At 44.7% G+C, this 14,655-nt stretch carries 14 protein-coding genes and 1 pseudogene; 5 read left to right on the top strand and 10 right to left on the bottom strand.

What is annotated here, in order from left to right:
- The first annotated feature begins 66 nt into the window (after positions 1–66).
- The gene (locus A4G13_RS09305; protein ID WP_041639455.1) at positions 67–912 is read left to right on the top strand and encodes an SDR family oxidoreductase; all 846 of its coding nucleotides are present in this window, start codon (positions 67–69) and stop codon (positions 910–912) included.
- Positions 913–983: 71 nt separating this feature from the next.
- Entirely contained in the window at positions 984–1,766 is a 783-nt protein-coding gene (gene ygiD, locus A4G13_RS09300; protein ID WP_090655417.1) for a 4,5-DOPA-extradiol-dioxygenase, read from the top strand.
- 50 nt (positions 1,767–1,816) lie between these two features.
- Here ygiD and ftsY read toward each other — a convergent pair whose 3' ends face one another.
- Entirely contained in the window at positions 1,817–3,223 is a 1,407-nt protein-coding gene (ftsY, locus tag A4G13_RS09295) for a signal recognition particle-docking protein FtsY (RefSeq protein ID WP_090655414.1), read from the bottom strand.
- A gap of 135 nt (positions 3,224–3,358) precedes the next feature.
- On the opposite strand from ftsY, the gene rsmD reads away from it, so the two are divergent.
- Positions 3,359–3,973: a 16S rRNA (guanine(966)-N(2))-methyltransferase RsmD gene (gene rsmD / locus A4G13_RS09290; protein WP_090655412.1), complete on the top strand. Its 615-nt coding sequence runs from the start codon at positions 3,359–3,361 to the stop codon at positions 3,971–3,973.
- 56 nt (positions 3,974–4,029) lie between these two features.
- Here the strand turns inward: rsmD and A4G13_RS09285 are convergent, their stop codons facing one another.
- Positions 4,030–4,647 carry a MarC family protein gene (locus A4G13_RS09285; protein WP_011199321.1) on the bottom strand — a complete coding sequence of 206 codons (618 nt, stop codon included), beginning with the start codon at positions 4,645–4,647 and terminating at the stop codon, positions 4,030–4,032.
- A gap of 69 nt (positions 4,648–4,716) precedes the next feature.
- On the opposite strand from A4G13_RS09285, the gene A4G13_RS09280 reads away from it, so the two are divergent.
- A complete protein-coding gene (locus A4G13_RS09280) occupies positions 4,717–6,645 on the top strand; it encodes an ABC transporter ATP-binding protein (RefSeq protein WP_090655409.1) in 1,929 nt (642 codons plus the stop codon).
- A 53-nt stretch (positions 6,646–6,698) separates the two neighbouring features.
- Here the strand turns inward: A4G13_RS09280 and A4G13_RS09275 are convergent, their stop codons facing one another.
- From A4G13_RS09275 to A4G13_RS09250, 8 genes and pseudogenes are all read right to left on the bottom strand, one after another.
- The gene (locus A4G13_RS09275) at positions 6,699–8,033 is read right to left on the bottom strand and encodes a cation:proton antiporter (protein ID WP_090655406.1); all 1,335 of its coding nucleotides are present in this window, start codon (positions 8,031–8,033) and stop codon (positions 6,699–6,701) included.
- Positions 8,034–8,248: 215 nt separating this feature from the next.
- Positions 8,249–8,950 (bottom strand): hypothetical protein, encoded by a 702-nt coding sequence (locus A4G13_RS10520; protein WP_207945318.1) that lies wholly within the window; start codon positions 8,948–8,950, stop codon positions 8,249–8,251.
- Positions 8,919–9,452 carry a hypothetical protein gene (locus A4G13_RS10515; RefSeq protein WP_207945317.1) on the bottom strand — a complete coding sequence of 178 codons (534 nt, stop codon included), beginning with the start codon at positions 9,450–9,452 and terminating at the stop codon, positions 8,919–8,921. Before A4G13_RS10515 ends, A4G13_RS10520 begins: the two co-directional genes overlap by 32 nt.
- Before the next feature lie 6 nt (positions 9,453–9,458).
- The gene (locus A4G13_RS09265; RefSeq protein WP_090655404.1) at positions 9,459–10,253 is read right to left on the bottom strand and encodes an NAD-dependent epimerase/dehydratase family protein; all 795 of its coding nucleotides are present in this window, start codon (positions 10,251–10,253) and stop codon (positions 9,459–9,461) included.
- Positions 10,254–10,317: 64 nt separating this feature from the next.
- Positions 10,318–11,124 carry a shikimate dehydrogenase gene (aroE, locus tag A4G13_RS10570; RefSeq protein ID WP_041640119.1) on the bottom strand — a complete coding sequence of 269 codons (807 nt, stop codon included), beginning with the start codon at positions 11,122–11,124 and terminating at the stop codon, positions 10,318–10,320.
- 150 nt (positions 11,125–11,274) lie between these two features.
- Positions 11,275–11,679 (bottom strand): annotated as a pseudogene (locus tag A4G13_RS10565) (GNAT family N-acetyltransferase); the annotation flags it as partial.
- A gap of 3 nt (positions 11,680–11,682) precedes the next feature.
- Positions 11,683–12,234, bottom strand: a complete 552-nt coding sequence (gene tsaC, locus A4G13_RS09255; protein ID WP_090655396.1) for an L-threonylcarbamoyladenylate synthase type 1 TsaC — start codon at positions 12,232–12,234, stop codon at positions 11,683–11,685.
- A gap of 2 nt (positions 12,235–12,236) precedes the next feature.
- Positions 12,237–12,797 carry a DNA topoisomerase family protein gene (locus tag A4G13_RS09250; protein ID WP_090655392.1) on the bottom strand — a complete coding sequence of 187 codons (561 nt, stop codon included), beginning with the start codon at positions 12,795–12,797 and terminating at the stop codon, positions 12,237–12,239.
- A 176-nt stretch (positions 12,798–12,973) separates the two neighbouring features.
- On the opposite strand from A4G13_RS09250, the gene A4G13_RS09245 reads away from it, so the two are divergent.
- Positions 12,974–14,605 carry a DNA recombination protein RmuC gene (locus A4G13_RS09245; RefSeq protein WP_090655390.1) on the top strand — a complete coding sequence of 544 codons (1,632 nt, stop codon included), beginning with the start codon at positions 12,974–12,976 and terminating at the stop codon, positions 14,603–14,605.
- Positions 14,606–14,655: the final 50 nt, after the last annotated feature.

The following is a 14,655-nucleotide window of genomic DNA, read 5'->3' as shown; positions in this document are numbered from 1 at the left end:
ATTATAACCTCCGACAGCCAACCTGGCAAACAAAACAAACTATTTGTAATAAAAAGGAACATTATGATGACAACTAAAACAATCGCAATCACCGCAGCAACCGGACAATTTGGCACAATCGCGTTAGACTTACTAGTTCAACGCAAAGCAAATGTTATCGCTTTAGTGCGTTCGCCGGAAAAAATTTCCAATGCGCAAGCGCGTAAATTCGACTATGCCAATATTGAAGGACAGGTAGAAGCGTTAAACGGCGTAGATACCTTAATTTTAGTTTCCGGTAATGAGATCGGGCAACGTTTTCCGCAGCATAACAATGTGATTCAATCGGCGAAAAAAGCGGGCGTAAAACACATTATTTATACCAGCCTGTTAGGCGCAAGCAATGAAAATACGGTGAAATCCTTAGCCGGCGAACATGTCGCTACGGAACAGGCATTGAAAGAATCGGGCGTGCCTTTCACTATTTTGCGCAACACCTGGTATACTGAAAACTACACAGGTTCCATTGGTGCGGCTTTAGCCAACAACGCTTTCTACGGTTCGGCAAAAGACGGTAAAATTGCATCCGCAACCCGCGCCGATCTTGCCGAGGCAGCGGTAAATGTGGCGTTAAGCGAAGGTCATGAAGGCAAAACTTATGAATTAGCCGGCTCGACAAGCTGGACTTTAGCGGATTTAGCCGCCGAAATTTCAAAACAAACCGGCAAACAAATCCCTTATATTGATATTCCGGCACAAGATTATGCCGCCGCCTTAGTGAAGGCTGGCCTGCCGGAAGGTTTTGCAGGCTTAATCGCAGAATGGGATGTCGATGTGTCAAAAGGTGCATTATATTCCGAAGATAAAACACTGGAACAAATTCTTGGCCGCCCGACCACCAGCCTGGCGGATGCCGTTAAAGCCGCGTTATAATCTGTCTTATACTCTCTAAGCTAATCGAAACCCTGCTTAAAATTAAGCGGGGTTATTATTTAGGAAATTTTATGAAACAACCCGCTATTTTTGTAGGGCACGGCAGTCCGATGAACGTGATTGAGGAGAATAATCCGTTCAATCAAAAATTCGCCGAAATCACCCGCACTTTTGCCAAACCAAAAGCGATTTTATGTATTTCCGCCCATTGGTACAGTAAAGAGCTGGAAGTACAAAGCGGCGCAAACCCGAAAATGATTTATGACTTCTACGGATTCCCTCCGCAATTAAGCCGGGTGCAGTATCCGGCATCGGGAAATCCCAGACTGGCGGCGCAAATTCAACAGTTACTTGCCCCCGAAGAAGTAAGATTAAACCCGGACAGAGGTTATGATCATGGTGCTTGGGCGGTGTTGAAACACCTTTATCCCGAGGCGGATATTCCGGTTATTCAGCTAAGTCTGGATCGCACCAAACCCGCCTTATGGCATTTTGCCTTAGCACAAAAATTAAAATCTTTACGCGAACAGGGCGTATTAATTCTTGCAAGCGGCAATATCGTACATAATTTATCCGCTCTCAGTTATGAACATATTAACCGATTGGATGCGGGCTATGACTGGGCTTATGAATTCAGGGATCAAATTAACCGGGCGATTGCGGGAAATAATATCGAACTGCTGACCCATATTGAACGACTCGGGCGGCCGGCAATGTTATCAGTGCCGACACCGGAACATTATTTACCGTTGCTGTATGTCGTCGCAATGCGGGAAGAACAAGACAATGTCGAGCTCTTTAATGATCACCTTGTAGGCGGATCTTTAAGTATGACATCCGTTTTCATCGGCTAAAAACAAGGCGAACATATTTGTTCGCCTTGTTTCTTAGTATACCTTAGCAATTAATTTTCTTCGTGAGTAAATAAGGCGTCAATAAATTCTTCCGCATGGAAGGGACGTAAATCCTCAATTTTCTCGCCAACACCGATATAACGAATCGGCAGGTTAAATTGGTCGGCAATGGCAAAAATTACACCGCCTTTTGCCGTACCGTCCAGTTTTGTCAGACTGATACCGGTCAATCCCACGGCTTCATGGAATAATTTTGCCTGGCTGATGGCATTTTGACCGGTGCCCGCATCAAGGGTCAGCATGATTTCATGAGGCGCGCTTTCGTCATACTTTTTCATCACCCGAACGATTTTTTTCAGCTCGTCCATCAGGTTATTTTTGTTTTGTAAACGCCCTGCGGTATCCGCAATTAAAATATCCGCATTGCGCGCCGCCGCCGATTGCATGGCATCAAATATCACTGAAGCGGAATCCGAACCCGTACTTTGCGCCACCACGAGAATATTATTGCGCTCGCCCCACACCTGCAGTTGCTCCACAGCCGCCGCCCGGAAGGTATCGCCCGCCGCCAACATAACGGACTTACCTTGTTGTTGGAACTGACGCGCAAGTTTACCAATAGTCGTGGTTTTACCCACGCCGTTCACGCCGACCATTAAAATTACATAAGGTTTTCTGCCCGTATCAACGATTAAAGGCTGTTCCACAGGTTTTAAAATCTCCGCCATTTCCACTTTGAGCTGTTGATACAGCGCCTGCGCATCTTTTAATTGCGCCCGGCTTGCGTGTTCGGTAAGATTTTTGATGATTTTGGCAGTGGTCGGCACACCGATATCGGCAATCAAAAGTTGCTCTTCCAATTCTTCAAATAACTCATCATCAATTTTTTTACCGGTAAATAAACTCAAAAAACCGGCGCCGATATTCTGTTTGGTTTTCAGCAAACCTTTAACCAATCGGCTGAAGAAACCGCCCTTGCCCGGTTTTTCCTGCGTTTCTACGGCGACCTCATTCACATCAAGATCCGTACTATGGGTTGCTTCCGCCGTTTGTTGCTCCTTTTCTGTAGCGGAAACCGCTTCAATTTTCTCTTGCTCGGATTGGTTTTCATCAGACTGCGGTTCGGAATTTAAAAATTTTTCAATTGTCCGTTCGAATTTTTGTTCCGCCTCAACCTGAACCTGATCCACTTGGTGAACAATATCTTGTTTAGTCTGTTCCAGTTTATCCGCTAAATCTTCTTTAATTTCATCAACCTGATCTTTTACCTGTTCGGCAATGCCTTGTGCCTGATTCGCCAGCTCATCAATTTTCCGTTTTGTTTCCTCAACGGTTTGTTCCGCTTTCTCATAGGCCGACGGCGCTTGTTCCGCTTGTTTTTCGGCTGAATCGCCCGCTTCTTTTTTGCCTAAACCGAGCCATGACCAAAAACCGCTTTTTTTCTTTTCATCTGCCATAAATTTCTCTCATTCTCTCTAGGACCTGTTTAATCTTTTATAAACAGACCCCCGAAATTGCGAGCGTTTTAAATACGCCCGGATTTTGTTACACTATTCAAACGCCATAGTGTAACATTTATTTACCAATCCTCTATGAAAAAAAATACAAATTCAACTCGTTCAAATCAATTAAACTCTAAACCGAATCAAAGCAAAGGCGAGGTAAGAATCATCGCCGGCAAATGGCGCGGACGGAAATTACCGGTTCTGAATGCGCAAGGTTTGCGCCCCACCGGAGATCGGGTAAAAGAAACGTTGTTTAACTGGTTAATGCCTTATATTGCGGATGCCGTTTGTTTAGATTGTTTTGCCGGTGCGGGTTCTTTGGGATTTGAAGCGCTTTCCCGCCGGGCTCAAGGCGTGACTTTTTTAGAATTGGACAAACAAGCGGCGACACAACTTAAAAAAAACCTGCAAACCTTAAATGTGCCCGTCGAACAAGGACAGGTGTTAAATCAAAACAGTCTGGATTATTTAAAATTCGGACAAAATTTACCGCAGTTTGATCTGGTTTTTCTTGACCCGCCCTTTCATTTAGGCTTAGCGGATAAAGCCATTGAACTGCTTGGGCAAAATAACTGGTTAAAACCGGACGCGTTAATTTATGTTGAAACGGAACGGGATAAACCGCTTCTTACCCCGCCTCATTGGCAATTGTTAAAAGAAAAAACAACGGGACAGGTAAGTTACCGCTTATACCAAGCCTGATTTCAGGATAAAAAAACAGGGGGAAATTCCCCCTGTTTCTAAATGTTTCTTAAATTTTAAAGGGCAATACCGAAAAAGTCCCGAATTCCCACCAATACGTTGTTCACTGCGACTGCGGCCAAAATCAATCCCATTACCCGGCTGATCACCGCAGCCCCCGTGTTACCGATTACCCGTTGAATTTTATTCGCTATCAAAAACAGCAAATAAGTAATAAACAGAATCAACAACATCACTACGGTGGTTAGACATTGTTCAAAAAAATCAAAGCGATGATTATCCGTTAATAAGACAATCGCCATCATCGCGCCGGGCGAGGCGATAGACGGAACGGCAAGCGGATAAACCGCCAGTTCGCTTAAACTTGTGCGCATTTTCATCTCGGTTTCGGGCTTACCTTCACCAAAAATCATGGTTAAGGCAAATAAAAGCAACACCAACCCGCCGGCAATCTGGAAGGCGGAAAGCGGAATCTGCATGGTTTCGAATAAACCCTGTCCGATAACCAAAAAAAACATTAACACAATTGTGGCAATAATTACGGATTTGCGGGCGACTTTATGACGTTCTTCTACAGACAACCCAACCGTTTTCGATAAGTAAACGGGGACGGAACCGATTGGGTCAATTACCGCCCATAACACGACGAATTGGACAAATAAAGAATCAAACATTGCAAACTAACCTAAAAAAAAGAGAAAATAAACAAACTCCGGACATTCTATAATAAATATCGATAAATAATGATTTTTTTTTCAAATTTAACCTTAAAGCGCGGTCTCAATCTTTTACTTGAAGAAGCGAACGCAACCATCAATCCAAAACAAAAAGTCGGTTTAGTCGGTAAAAACGGCTGCGGCAAATCTTCGCTCTTTTCCTTATTAAAAAAAGAAAATCAACCCGAGGGCGGTGAGATTAATTATCCCGCCGATTGGGCGGTATCCTGGGTGAATCAGGAAACCCCTGCGCTGGACATTTCCGCGTTGGATTATGTCATTGAGGGCGACCGCACTTATTGCCGGTTACAAAAAGAATTGAAGCTTGCCAACGAACATAACGACGGCAATGCTATCGCCCGCATTCACGGACAACTCGACATTATTGACGCCTGGACCGTTCAATCCCGCGCCTCGGCCTTGTTGCACGGTCTGGGCTTTTCCCAGGAAGAACTCGGTCGCCCGGTAAAATCCTTTTCCGGCGGCTGGCGCATGCGTTTGAATTTGGCACAAGCGCTGTTATGCCCGTCGGATTTATTATTACTGGACGAACCCACCAACCATTTGGACTTAGATGCGGTGATCTGGTTGGAACGCTGGCTGGTGCAATATCAGGGCACTTTAGTACTGATTTCCCACGACCGGGATTTTCTTGATCCTATCGTGAATAAAATTATTCATATTGAAGATAAAAAACTCAATGAATACACCGGCGATTATTCCTCTTTTGAATTGCAACGGGCGGAAAAACTGGCGCAACAAAACGCACTGTTTCGCCAACAACAGGACAAAATAGCCCATCTGCAAAAATATATCGATCGTTTCAAAGCCAAGGCCACCAAAGCGAAACAAGCGCAAAGCCGCATGAAAGCGCTGGAACGCATGGAACGTATTGCGCCCGCCCATGTGGATAACCCTTTCACCTTCGAATTTCGCGAACCGCTTTCTCTACCGAACCCTTTGGTAATGATCGATAAAGCTTCCGCCGGTTACGGTGAAGGTGAAAGTGCGGTGGAAATTCTGCAAAAAATCAAACTCAATTTGGTACCCGGCTCCCGCATCGGGTTGCTGGGCAAAAACGGTGCCGGTAAATCCACTTTGATCAAATTACTGGCGGGCGAATTAACGGCGCGTTCGGGCGTCGTACAGTTAGCCAAAGGCGTGCAGCTCGGTTATTTCGCTCAACATCAGTTGGATACGCTGCGGGCTGATGAATCCACACTCTGGCATTTGCAAAAACTGGCGCCGCAACAAACGGAACAGGAACTGCGCAATTATCTCGGCGGTTTTGCCTTTCACGGCGACAAAGTGAAAGATCCGGTAAAGCAATTTTCCGGCGGCGAAAAGGCCCGTTTGGTGCTTGCCTTAATTGTGTGGCAACGTCCGAATTTACTGCTACTGGACGAACCTACCAACCACCTGGATTTGGATATGCGGCAGGCTTTAACGGAAGCCTTAGTGGATTATCAGGGATCACTGGTGGTGGTATCTCATGACCGCCATTTATTGCGTAACACGGTGGAAGAATTTTATCTGGTACATGATAAACAAGTAGAAGAATTCAACGGTGATTTGGAGGATTATGCCAAATGGCTGAATGACCTCAACGTTCAGGAAAAAAGTGCGGTCAAAAATACGGAAGTTTCTAAAGAATCAAATAATGAAAATTCCGGTCAAAACCGCAAAGAACAAAAACGCCGCGAAGCGGAATTACGCCAGCAAACCGCGCCGATTCGTAAACAAATTGCAAAATTTGAAACGGAAATGGATAAACTTACCGCCCAGCTTACCGAAATTGAAGTTCGACTGGCGGATTCCGGGCTTTATCAGACAGAAAATAAAGAAAAACTGACCGCACTTTTAACGCAGCAGGTACAAACCAGAAAAGCGCTGGAAGATGCGGAAGCTCATTGGCTGACTGCACAGGAAGAATTGGAAACGCTTTTGGCGGAATGATAAGAACAACATCTGCATCCGCCGTTCATGCTAGGCGGATGCAGGCGAAATGACTAAATATGCGGCGGGTAATCTCTCGAACCGCCCAATTTCACGTAAGCATCGCGCTTCGGATCGATAACTTTCGAAGTTTCAATCATTTTCTCAATGGTGGTACCCTGTACCAAAATCGAAAACATCACAACCGCGTAAGTCATCAGAATTATTACATCACGCAAATCCAGATTCATTCCGTTACCGCTAATGTTCACCACATTGGACGGGATAGATAACGCCATTGCAAGCGCCAGACCGCCCCGTAATCCGCCCCAGGTAAGAATGCGCAAGGTATAAGGATTATAGCGGCGAAAGCGGCTCATAATTTGATAAGGGATCCATAAGCTGACATAACGCCCGATTAAGCAAACGGGAATCGCCAATAACATAAGCATTGAACTTTCAAAAGTAAATTCCACCAATAACAACGCTAACCCAATTAAAAAGAACAATAACGAATTAAGCGAGTGGTCAATCATTTCCCAGAAATGATCAAGAAAATAACGGTTACGTTCCGAGAAGCCCTGGCGGCGCGTCCAGTTGCCGATAATAATACCTGAAGTCACCATAGCCAAAGCGCCCGAAATATGCAGCAGGTTGGCAAGCATAAAACCTGCCGTCGGAATTGTAAGCGTCAACAGTATTTCAAGGCTGACCTCTTTTGTGAAAGTGATAAGCAAATGAATGGCAAATCCCATTACAAAACCGAACAAAATTCCGCCCACCGCTTCTTTTAAAAACAGCCCGAACACGCCGGAAAAAGTCGGCTCCTGCCCGTTAAACGCCACGGCAAATAAAGTGGTAAAAATCACCAAACCGACACCGTCATTAAACAGTGACTCCCCTTCCACCTGCATGGATAAACGCTTCGGCGCTTTCAGATTTTTGATGATGGCAAGTACCGCAATCGGGTCGGTAGGCGAAATCAGCGAACCGAACACCAAACAGTAAACAAAATCAATCCGCAAACCCACTAACATGGCGGCATAATAAATTAAAATACCAATGAAGAAGGTAGAGGCAAGTGTTGAAAACAGCGCAAATACTGCAATTTCCCGCCGTTGTTCTTTCATTAACGGCAATTTAATGCCCAACGAACCGGCGAATAACAAAAAGCCGAGCATACCGTTGAGCAGAAAGTTTTTAAAATCCACCCGTTCCATAATATGGATGGCGATATCTTCTACCTTAAACCAGCCGAAATAACCGAAAATAATTAACACTAACGAACCAATCATCGCCGAGGCGGTAATGGCAATAGTAGATTGAATTCGGGCGCTGATTTTCCGGGTGAAAAATGCAAGAAAAATAGAAATGCTGAATAAGAAACAAATGTAAGCGTAAACACTCATGCCGCTTTCCTTCTGAAAAAATAAGGCGCTTAGTATAAATAAGCGGCAATAAGGAAGAAAGTAAAAATTGTAAAAATGTTAAAAACAGGAGCTTTTTCTTTATTTTATGCGACAATGCAACCGGTTATAAAAGATAAACAAACCTTAATCCTAAAAGTGCGGTCAAAAATCGCGGAATTTCGACCGCACTTTTAATGTAAAAGCTAAAAAACCCGTTAGTCTACGTCTTCTTTCCCGGCAAGCCAGATACTTAATCCGAACCATAATACACACACCGGCACCGTGAGCCAGGAAATGCCGGTTAAGCTCAACCCCAGCGCACCCAAACCCGCATAACCCCAAGAACCGAGTTGATCGCCGGAACGATAAATTAACGTATCAATCACATTTTTAGCTTTATAGCGATCTTCACGGCTCAGGCGGGTAAATAACACTTCGCGGGAAGGGCGGGCAAAGGCAAAATTAGCTACTCGGCGCGATACTTGTACCAAAACAAATACGACGATGGTCGGATTCATGGCAAGTGCAGCAAAACTGATGACGCTAAATAGCGGCAACAATGAAAGCACCGGTAAAATACCAATATATTTCATCATTCTGCCCGTTAACCCGAACTGGAAAAACAAAGTCAGGCTGTTTACCCACAAATCAATATTGGCAAAAAATGCCGTGCGTTCAGCCCGATCGCTAAAGGTGCTGTTTACTATCTCCGCCTGCTGGAAATACAATACCGTGCTGGTAATCGAATAAAGCAGAATAAATCCTGAAATACCAAGCAAATAAGGCGATTGAAAGGTGCGTTTCAGTCCGTCTAAAACACCGCCGCCGATTTCTTGATTGAATCTACCCGCCGAATTTGACGCCCTGAGCTCGATTTCGCCTAATTTAGATAGTTTTTTTGCCGCTAGTACAGACATTTCCAACAACAAAATTGCCATTAGCAACAATATATAATTGCTGAATACGTCTGCAAAAAACGAAAAGACGTTTACCTTGATCCGTATTGAAAATATCCGCCATCAATGACCAAAATACCGACACCACAAACAGGTTAAATACCGATACCCAAATAAAGAATATACGTCCGGTCCAAACTAACACATCACCTGTCGCCGTCGCCATTAACATCGCAAAAACGACTAAATTCAGCATAAAAAAACGATAGGAAATTGTAATAAATTTCTCACGTTTCCAATATTTAACCAAATAACCGTAAAGAGGCGTTAACATTAGCATTGCCACCAAAGTACCGGTAAACAGCCAGGTGAGTTGCGTTATGCCGCCGGCTGCTCCCAATTCGTCTCGAATGGGGCGAAGAGTATAATAGGCTAAAAAAAGCGCGAACACATAAAGCCAAGACCAAAGCAAAGCCTGTTTTTCATTGGATTTAACATCAACGGGTTTTAAAAGTTTTATCATCGGAAGCTACTTATCTTTCCACCCGGGAACGGCTTTTCTGAATTTATCGATATTGATAAACGGGCTGGCTTCGGACACATTGTAAATTCCCTTTAAATCCGCCTCTACCGCTCGGACCGTTGCATCCACCACCGCATCAATGTGAATTGTCGAGTAACCTTCAATCGGCGCGTTAAATCCGGATTTTCCGCCGTAAATCCAACCGTAACGTAATACAACCGGCGTAAATTTACCGGCTAAGGTTTGTTTTTCCAAATTCATCATAGCCGCCGTTGATTCGCCGTAAACGGGATCTTTAGTAGAAAGCAACGCTGATTCTTCAGTCGGCGGCGTTGCGCTTTCCGCATAGAAAACAAAACTTTGCGTGATAAATTTCGGCGTACCGGCTTTTTCCGTCGCCGCTATCAAATTACGGGTGCCTGCAATGCGGATTCTATTGTCACGCTTCAGGCCTTCCGCCATTTCCTCTTCTTTCAGACCTTTTGGCAGAGAAGAAAGCTGGCTGATGACCACATCCGGTTTGGCATTAACCACCGCTTTTTCTACCGCGGCGGCATCATAAATATCCAGCACAACAGGCGTTATTCCGTCCGCTTCCAGCTGTTTTGCCTTTTCGGCGCTTCGGGTCGTACCGTAAACATGATAGCCCTTGGCGACTAACGCTTTACCTAAGGGCTCGCCGATTACGCCGGTGGCACCGGCAAGAAACACTGTTTTTGCCGGTTGAACCGCAGAATGACAAGCGGACAAGGCGGCTAACGCACCTAAAAGTGCGGTTAATTTTTTGAAAGTTTTGTACATAAAAGTTCCTAAATGAAGTAAAAAAATCAAATTGTTTTACGGCGTACTAACTCGCCTAATTAAATTAAATACCGCGGTTCAGCAGCACTTCTATATCGGGCATTATCCCCCGCCATAATCGGAAAGAATGCGCCGCCTGCCCCACCAGCATGCCAAAACCGTCGCTGACATTGTTTACGCCAAGGGATTTGGCTAAGGCAATAAAGGGCGTGTCAGTCTCTTTAGCATATTGCATATCGTAAACCGCACCGGCCTGTTGCAAAATTTCCGGCTGAATATCTGCGGTTTTACCTGTTAAACCGAGAGACGTTGCATTAATGACAACATCGTATCGGTACGGCGGAATTGTCTTCAGTTCCACCGCGCGGATTTCACCGTACGGGCTGAATTTTTCCGCTAATTCCTCCGCTTTCGCTAAAGTGCGGTTAGCAATCAGGATTTTCTGTTGAGCCTGTAATAACGGCAACAACACGCCTTTAGTAGCGCCACCGGCACCGAGAATTAATATCTGCTGATTCGGCTTCAACCAGCCTAAACGCTGCAAATCACTCACCAATCCGGCACCGTCGGTGTTATCCGCATAAAGTTTGCCGTTTTCCAGTTTTTTCAATGTGTTACAGGCGCCGGCGGTTAAAGCTCGCTCACTGTATTCATCGGCGAGCCGATAAGCCCGCTCTTTAAAAGGAGCGGTAATGTTGCACCCTTTGGCGCCTTGCGCAAAAAATTCCTGTAATTGCCGCTCAAAATGTTGTTCATCGCCTAACATGGCAATATATTTCATGTTCTGCCCGGTTTGTTCGGCAAAAATTTTGTGAATGGCGGGTGATTTGCTTTGCGCAATCGGGTTGCCCCACACAGCGTATGTATCCATAATTTGTTTATCCTGTTTATTTTTCCAATCTTGAGCCAGCATACTGTAAATTTCAAAATCGGCGAATTCGCCGGAAAGCAGCAACAAGCCCTGCCGTTCGATACCTTCCAGCTGAAAACCCAAACGCTGCGGGATTCCTTTGCTTGCAGTATTGCCTATCGCACATTTGATTTGAATCCGGTTAAAATATAATTGATTAAAAGCATAATCTATCATTGTTTGCACGCATTGGGTCATAATGCCCTGCTTTTGCTCGAATTGAGAAAGCCAATAACCGATTTCAAGTTTCAGATTTGAATAATCCGCTTTATTAAAGCTCACCAAGCCGATAATTTCATCGTCACGGCGAATGGTAAAAACCTGCTCCAGCGGTTTGAGGGAACGAATGAATTTAAGGGTACTGCTTACGTTGGAAGTCAATCCCACGCCCGGCAGCCAGCGGGAGAGATAATCCCGTTGCCGGCAAATCAACCGGAAAACGGGTTCTGCATCATCCTCGGTGATTTGTTCCAGCCGTAAATGTTGATTAACAATAAGACTTGATTTCAGTTGCATGATTTATCCCTGCCGAAAAATCTGTCGGCTGAAAATATCCCGGATTTCCGAAGGGTTAACCGCATTTCCCACCGCCATATCCAGCACCGGAAAAAATTCGCCGAATTGTGACCGCACTTGTTGCGCCGTTTTACACGGCGGCAGACCGGAAAGATTGGCGCTGGTTGAAGTGAGGGCAAACCCCGTTTGTTCACAAAGTTGCGCCACCGCAGGATGAGTGCATAATCGCACCGCGACGCTATCAAATTGACCGGTGATAAATTTCGGCGCGCTTAATTTTGCCGGCACAACCCAAGTAGTCGGGCAATCATATTGTTGCGTCAGAAGTTGCCAGTGGGATTGCTTAAGCCGCGATTCGTCAATAAACGGCAGTAACAAGTCTAATTTATGGGCGACTAAAATCAGCCCTTTTTCCACCGGGCGTTGCTTCAAAATTAACAGTTTTTCTACCGCACTTTTACTATTCGGGTTACAGCCCAGTCCGAATACGGCTTCGGTCGGATAAGCAACGACTTCATTTTTTTTAAGGCGTTCTACAATTTGAGCTAATTCCATTTTTACGTCTTCTCTTTTTCACGATCAAACTGGTGCCGACAGGATTTATTCACACATAAAAAAGTGCGGTACGTTTCGTTCTCTTTTTTGAGCAGACAAATATGCCCGCCGCATTGCGGGCAATCCTGCAAATAAGGCTTACCCGGTAAGGTAAATTTACAATGCGGATATCGATTACAGGCATAAAAATATTTACCTTGACGCCCACGGCGGGAAATCAGTTCGCCCTTGCCGCATTCCGGACAAGCAACGCTTTCTTCCGCCGGCGGTTGCTCGTCTTCATGAACAATAAAATGACATTGAGGGTAATTGCCGCAACCGATAAACATACCGAAATTGCCTTGCCGTATCAACAACGGATGGCCGCATTGCGGGCAGCATTCATCAAGCTGTTTAATAATACGGCTTTCCGATTGATTCGAAAGCGGTTTGAGGTAATCGCAGGCAGGATACGCGCTGCAACCTAAAAACTTGCCTTTTTTCCCTTGTTTGATTTGCAACGGCGAGCCGCACTGCGGGCAACATTCTTCCGTTTTCGTATGTTGAAAAAGAGGTTCGCTCATGGTTAATTCCTGTTGTCGATAATGGGTTTGAGATTAACAATAAACCGTTAAATTGACAATAAAAATACCTTTATTTGTTCCCTTGTTAGGCGATTAAAGCCATTTTAGTTTATACTTTTGCCTGACTGCATATTTTTATGAAACAAAATACCGTCGCTAAAAATAAGGAAATTTCAATGCTTGATTTATACCCATTACCGCAAGACCCTTTTCAGATTGCCACCGTAGTGCTGGCAGTCATTTGCCTGATTTTTTTATTTATTATGGCGCGACGCAAACGCGATGTGCAGGAACTGCAACAGGACTTGAATAAAAATATTCTTGATTTCAATCAGTTATTGGAAAAATTCGATATTTTAACCGCGGCAAAAAATCAATTGGATCAGGATGTAATTAAAGCGCAAACCACAGCGGAAGGGTTGCAAATCCGTTTGCAGGAACGCAACGAACTAATTCAGGGGTTACAAACGGAATTAAACGAAGAGCAGCTTCGCCACGAAACCCTTACCGGCAGCATGAATACCTTAAAGGAACGTTTCGGTGTTGCTTCCGCGTTAGTCACCAACCTACAGCAACAATTGGTTGAAAGCCAAAACGCGGTGGCGCGCAAAGAACAGGATTTAAATAAAATTCAGGAAAAAACGACCGCACTTTCGCAAGAACTCACGGAATTAAAAACAACGCTATCCGAAAAAGAGAAAAATTTTGCCGAACAGCAACAGGCGTTTGCCCAGAGCAAACAGCAGCTTTCTGCGGAATTCCAGAATTTGGCCAACCGCATTTTAGAAGAAAAAAGTCAAAGTTTCAGCCAGTCTAACCAAATCGCGCTGGATGCGCTTTTAAAACCTTTTCGTGAACAAATCGACGGTTTTCAAAAGCGGGTGAACGAAATTCATTCGGAATCGCTGAAAGGCAATGCGAATTTAGAATCGGAAATTAAGCGGGTATTGAATATCGGTAATCAAATGTCGCAGGAGGCGAACAACCTCACCTCCGCATTAAAAGGCGAAAAGAAAACCTTAGGTAACTGGGGAGAAATGCAGCTTGAACGCGCCTTGCAATTAGCGGGATTGGTGAAGGGCGAACATTACGAAGCGCAAGCGCATTTTAAAGATGCGCAGGGCAAAAACAATTACCCGGATTTCGTGGTGCATTTGCCCGACAATAAACATTTGGTCATTGACAGTAAAATGTCGTTAGTCGCCTATGAAAACGCGGTCAGTACCGATGATGAAAATAAACGTCAACACTTTTTACGCGAACACGTCAAATCGGTACGTAATCATATGGATGATTTGTGGCGCAAAGATTACACCAACTTAATAGGCATGCGCAGCCCGAATTTTGTACTGATGTTTGTGGCGGTAGAACCCGCTTATATTGAGGCTATGAAAGCGGATTTAAACCTGTTCAATTACGGCTATGAGAAAAATGTGATCCTGGTTTCACACACAACGCTGATGCCGATTTTACGTACCGTGGCGAATTTATGGCGTATTGAACGAGGCAACGCCGAAGCGCGGGAAATCAGCGAACGGGCCGGCGATATTTATAATCAAATCTGCTTGGTTGCCGAACGCCTGGCTAAATTAGGCAATACCTTATCAACGGTAAACGGCCATTATAATAGCGCCGTTACCGCATTAGTGGGCAACCAGGGCTTAGTGGGGAAAGTAGAACGCTTTAAAGATTTATCCGCCAAAGCCAATAAAGCTATGCCGGCAGTAGAAATGCTGCATTCCGACTTAGACACCGAAAAATTACTGGTAGTGAAAGCGGAAGATAAGCGGGATTCCGATGCGGAATAATAGCAAAGCCCGTTAATTTAAAACTAGCGGACTTTGTTCAATAATAAAAA

It is taken from the genome of Basfia succiniciproducens (genome assembly GCF_011455875.1).
In the GTDB taxonomy this organism is placed as follows: domain Bacteria; phylum Pseudomonadota; class Gammaproteobacteria; order Enterobacterales; family Pasteurellaceae; genus Basfia; species Basfia succiniciproducens.
This window is presented reverse-complemented; position numbering and strand designations above follow the sequence as displayed.

Excerpts from the sequence above, each read along its gene's own strand:
- A4G13_RS09305 (WP_041639455.1), top strand. The coding sequence starts at position 67 with ATGACAACTAAAACAATCGCAATCACCGCAGCAACCGGACAATTTGGC.
- ygiD (WP_090655417.1), top strand. The coding sequence starts at position 984 with ATGAAACAACCCGCTATTTTTGTAGGGCACGGCAGTCCGATGAACGTG.
- A4G13_RS09250 (WP_090655392.1), bottom strand. The coding sequence starts at position 12,797 with ATGAGCGAACCTCTTTTTCAACATACGAAAACGGAAGAATGTTGCCCG.
- A4G13_RS09265 (WP_090655404.1), bottom strand. The coding sequence starts at position 10,253 with ATGTACAAAACTTTCAAAAAATTAACCGCACTTTTAGGTGCGTTAGCC.
- A4G13_RS10515 (WP_207945317.1), bottom strand. The coding sequence starts at position 9,452 with ATGATAAAACTTTTAAAACCCGTTGATGTTAAATCCAATGAAAAACAG.
- A4G13_RS09275 (WP_090655406.1), bottom strand. The coding sequence starts at position 8,033 with ATGAGTGTTTACGCTTACATTTGTTTCTTATTCAGCATTTCTATTTTT.
- rsmD (WP_090655412.1), top strand. The coding sequence starts at position 3,359 with ATGAAAAAAAATACAAATTCAACTCGTTCAAATCAATTAAACTCTAAA.
- ftsY (WP_090655414.1), bottom strand. The coding sequence starts at position 3,223 with ATGGCAGATGAAAAGAAAAAAAGCGGTTTTTGGTCATGGCTCGGTTTA.
- A4G13_RS09245 (WP_090655390.1), top strand. The coding sequence starts at position 12,974 with ATGCTTGATTTATACCCATTACCGCAAGACCCTTTTCAGATTGCCACC.
- A4G13_RS09285 (WP_011199321.1), bottom strand. The coding sequence starts at position 4,647 with ATGTTTGATTCTTTATTTGTCCAATTCGTCGTGTTATGGGCGGTAATT.
- A4G13_RS10520 (WP_207945318.1), bottom strand. The coding sequence starts at position 8,950 with ATGTCTGTACTAGCGGCAAAAAAACTATCTAAATTAGGCGAAATCGAG.
- tsaC (WP_090655396.1), bottom strand. The coding sequence starts at position 12,234 with ATGGAATTAGCTCAAATTGTAGAACGCCTTAAAAAAAATGAAGTCGTT.
- aroE (WP_041640119.1), bottom strand. The coding sequence starts at position 11,124 with ATGGATACATACGCTGTGTGGGGCAACCCGATTGCGCAAAGCAAATCA.
- A4G13_RS09280 (WP_090655409.1), top strand. The coding sequence starts at position 4,717 with ATGATTTTTTTTTCAAATTTAACCTTAAAGCGCGGTCTCAATCTTTTA.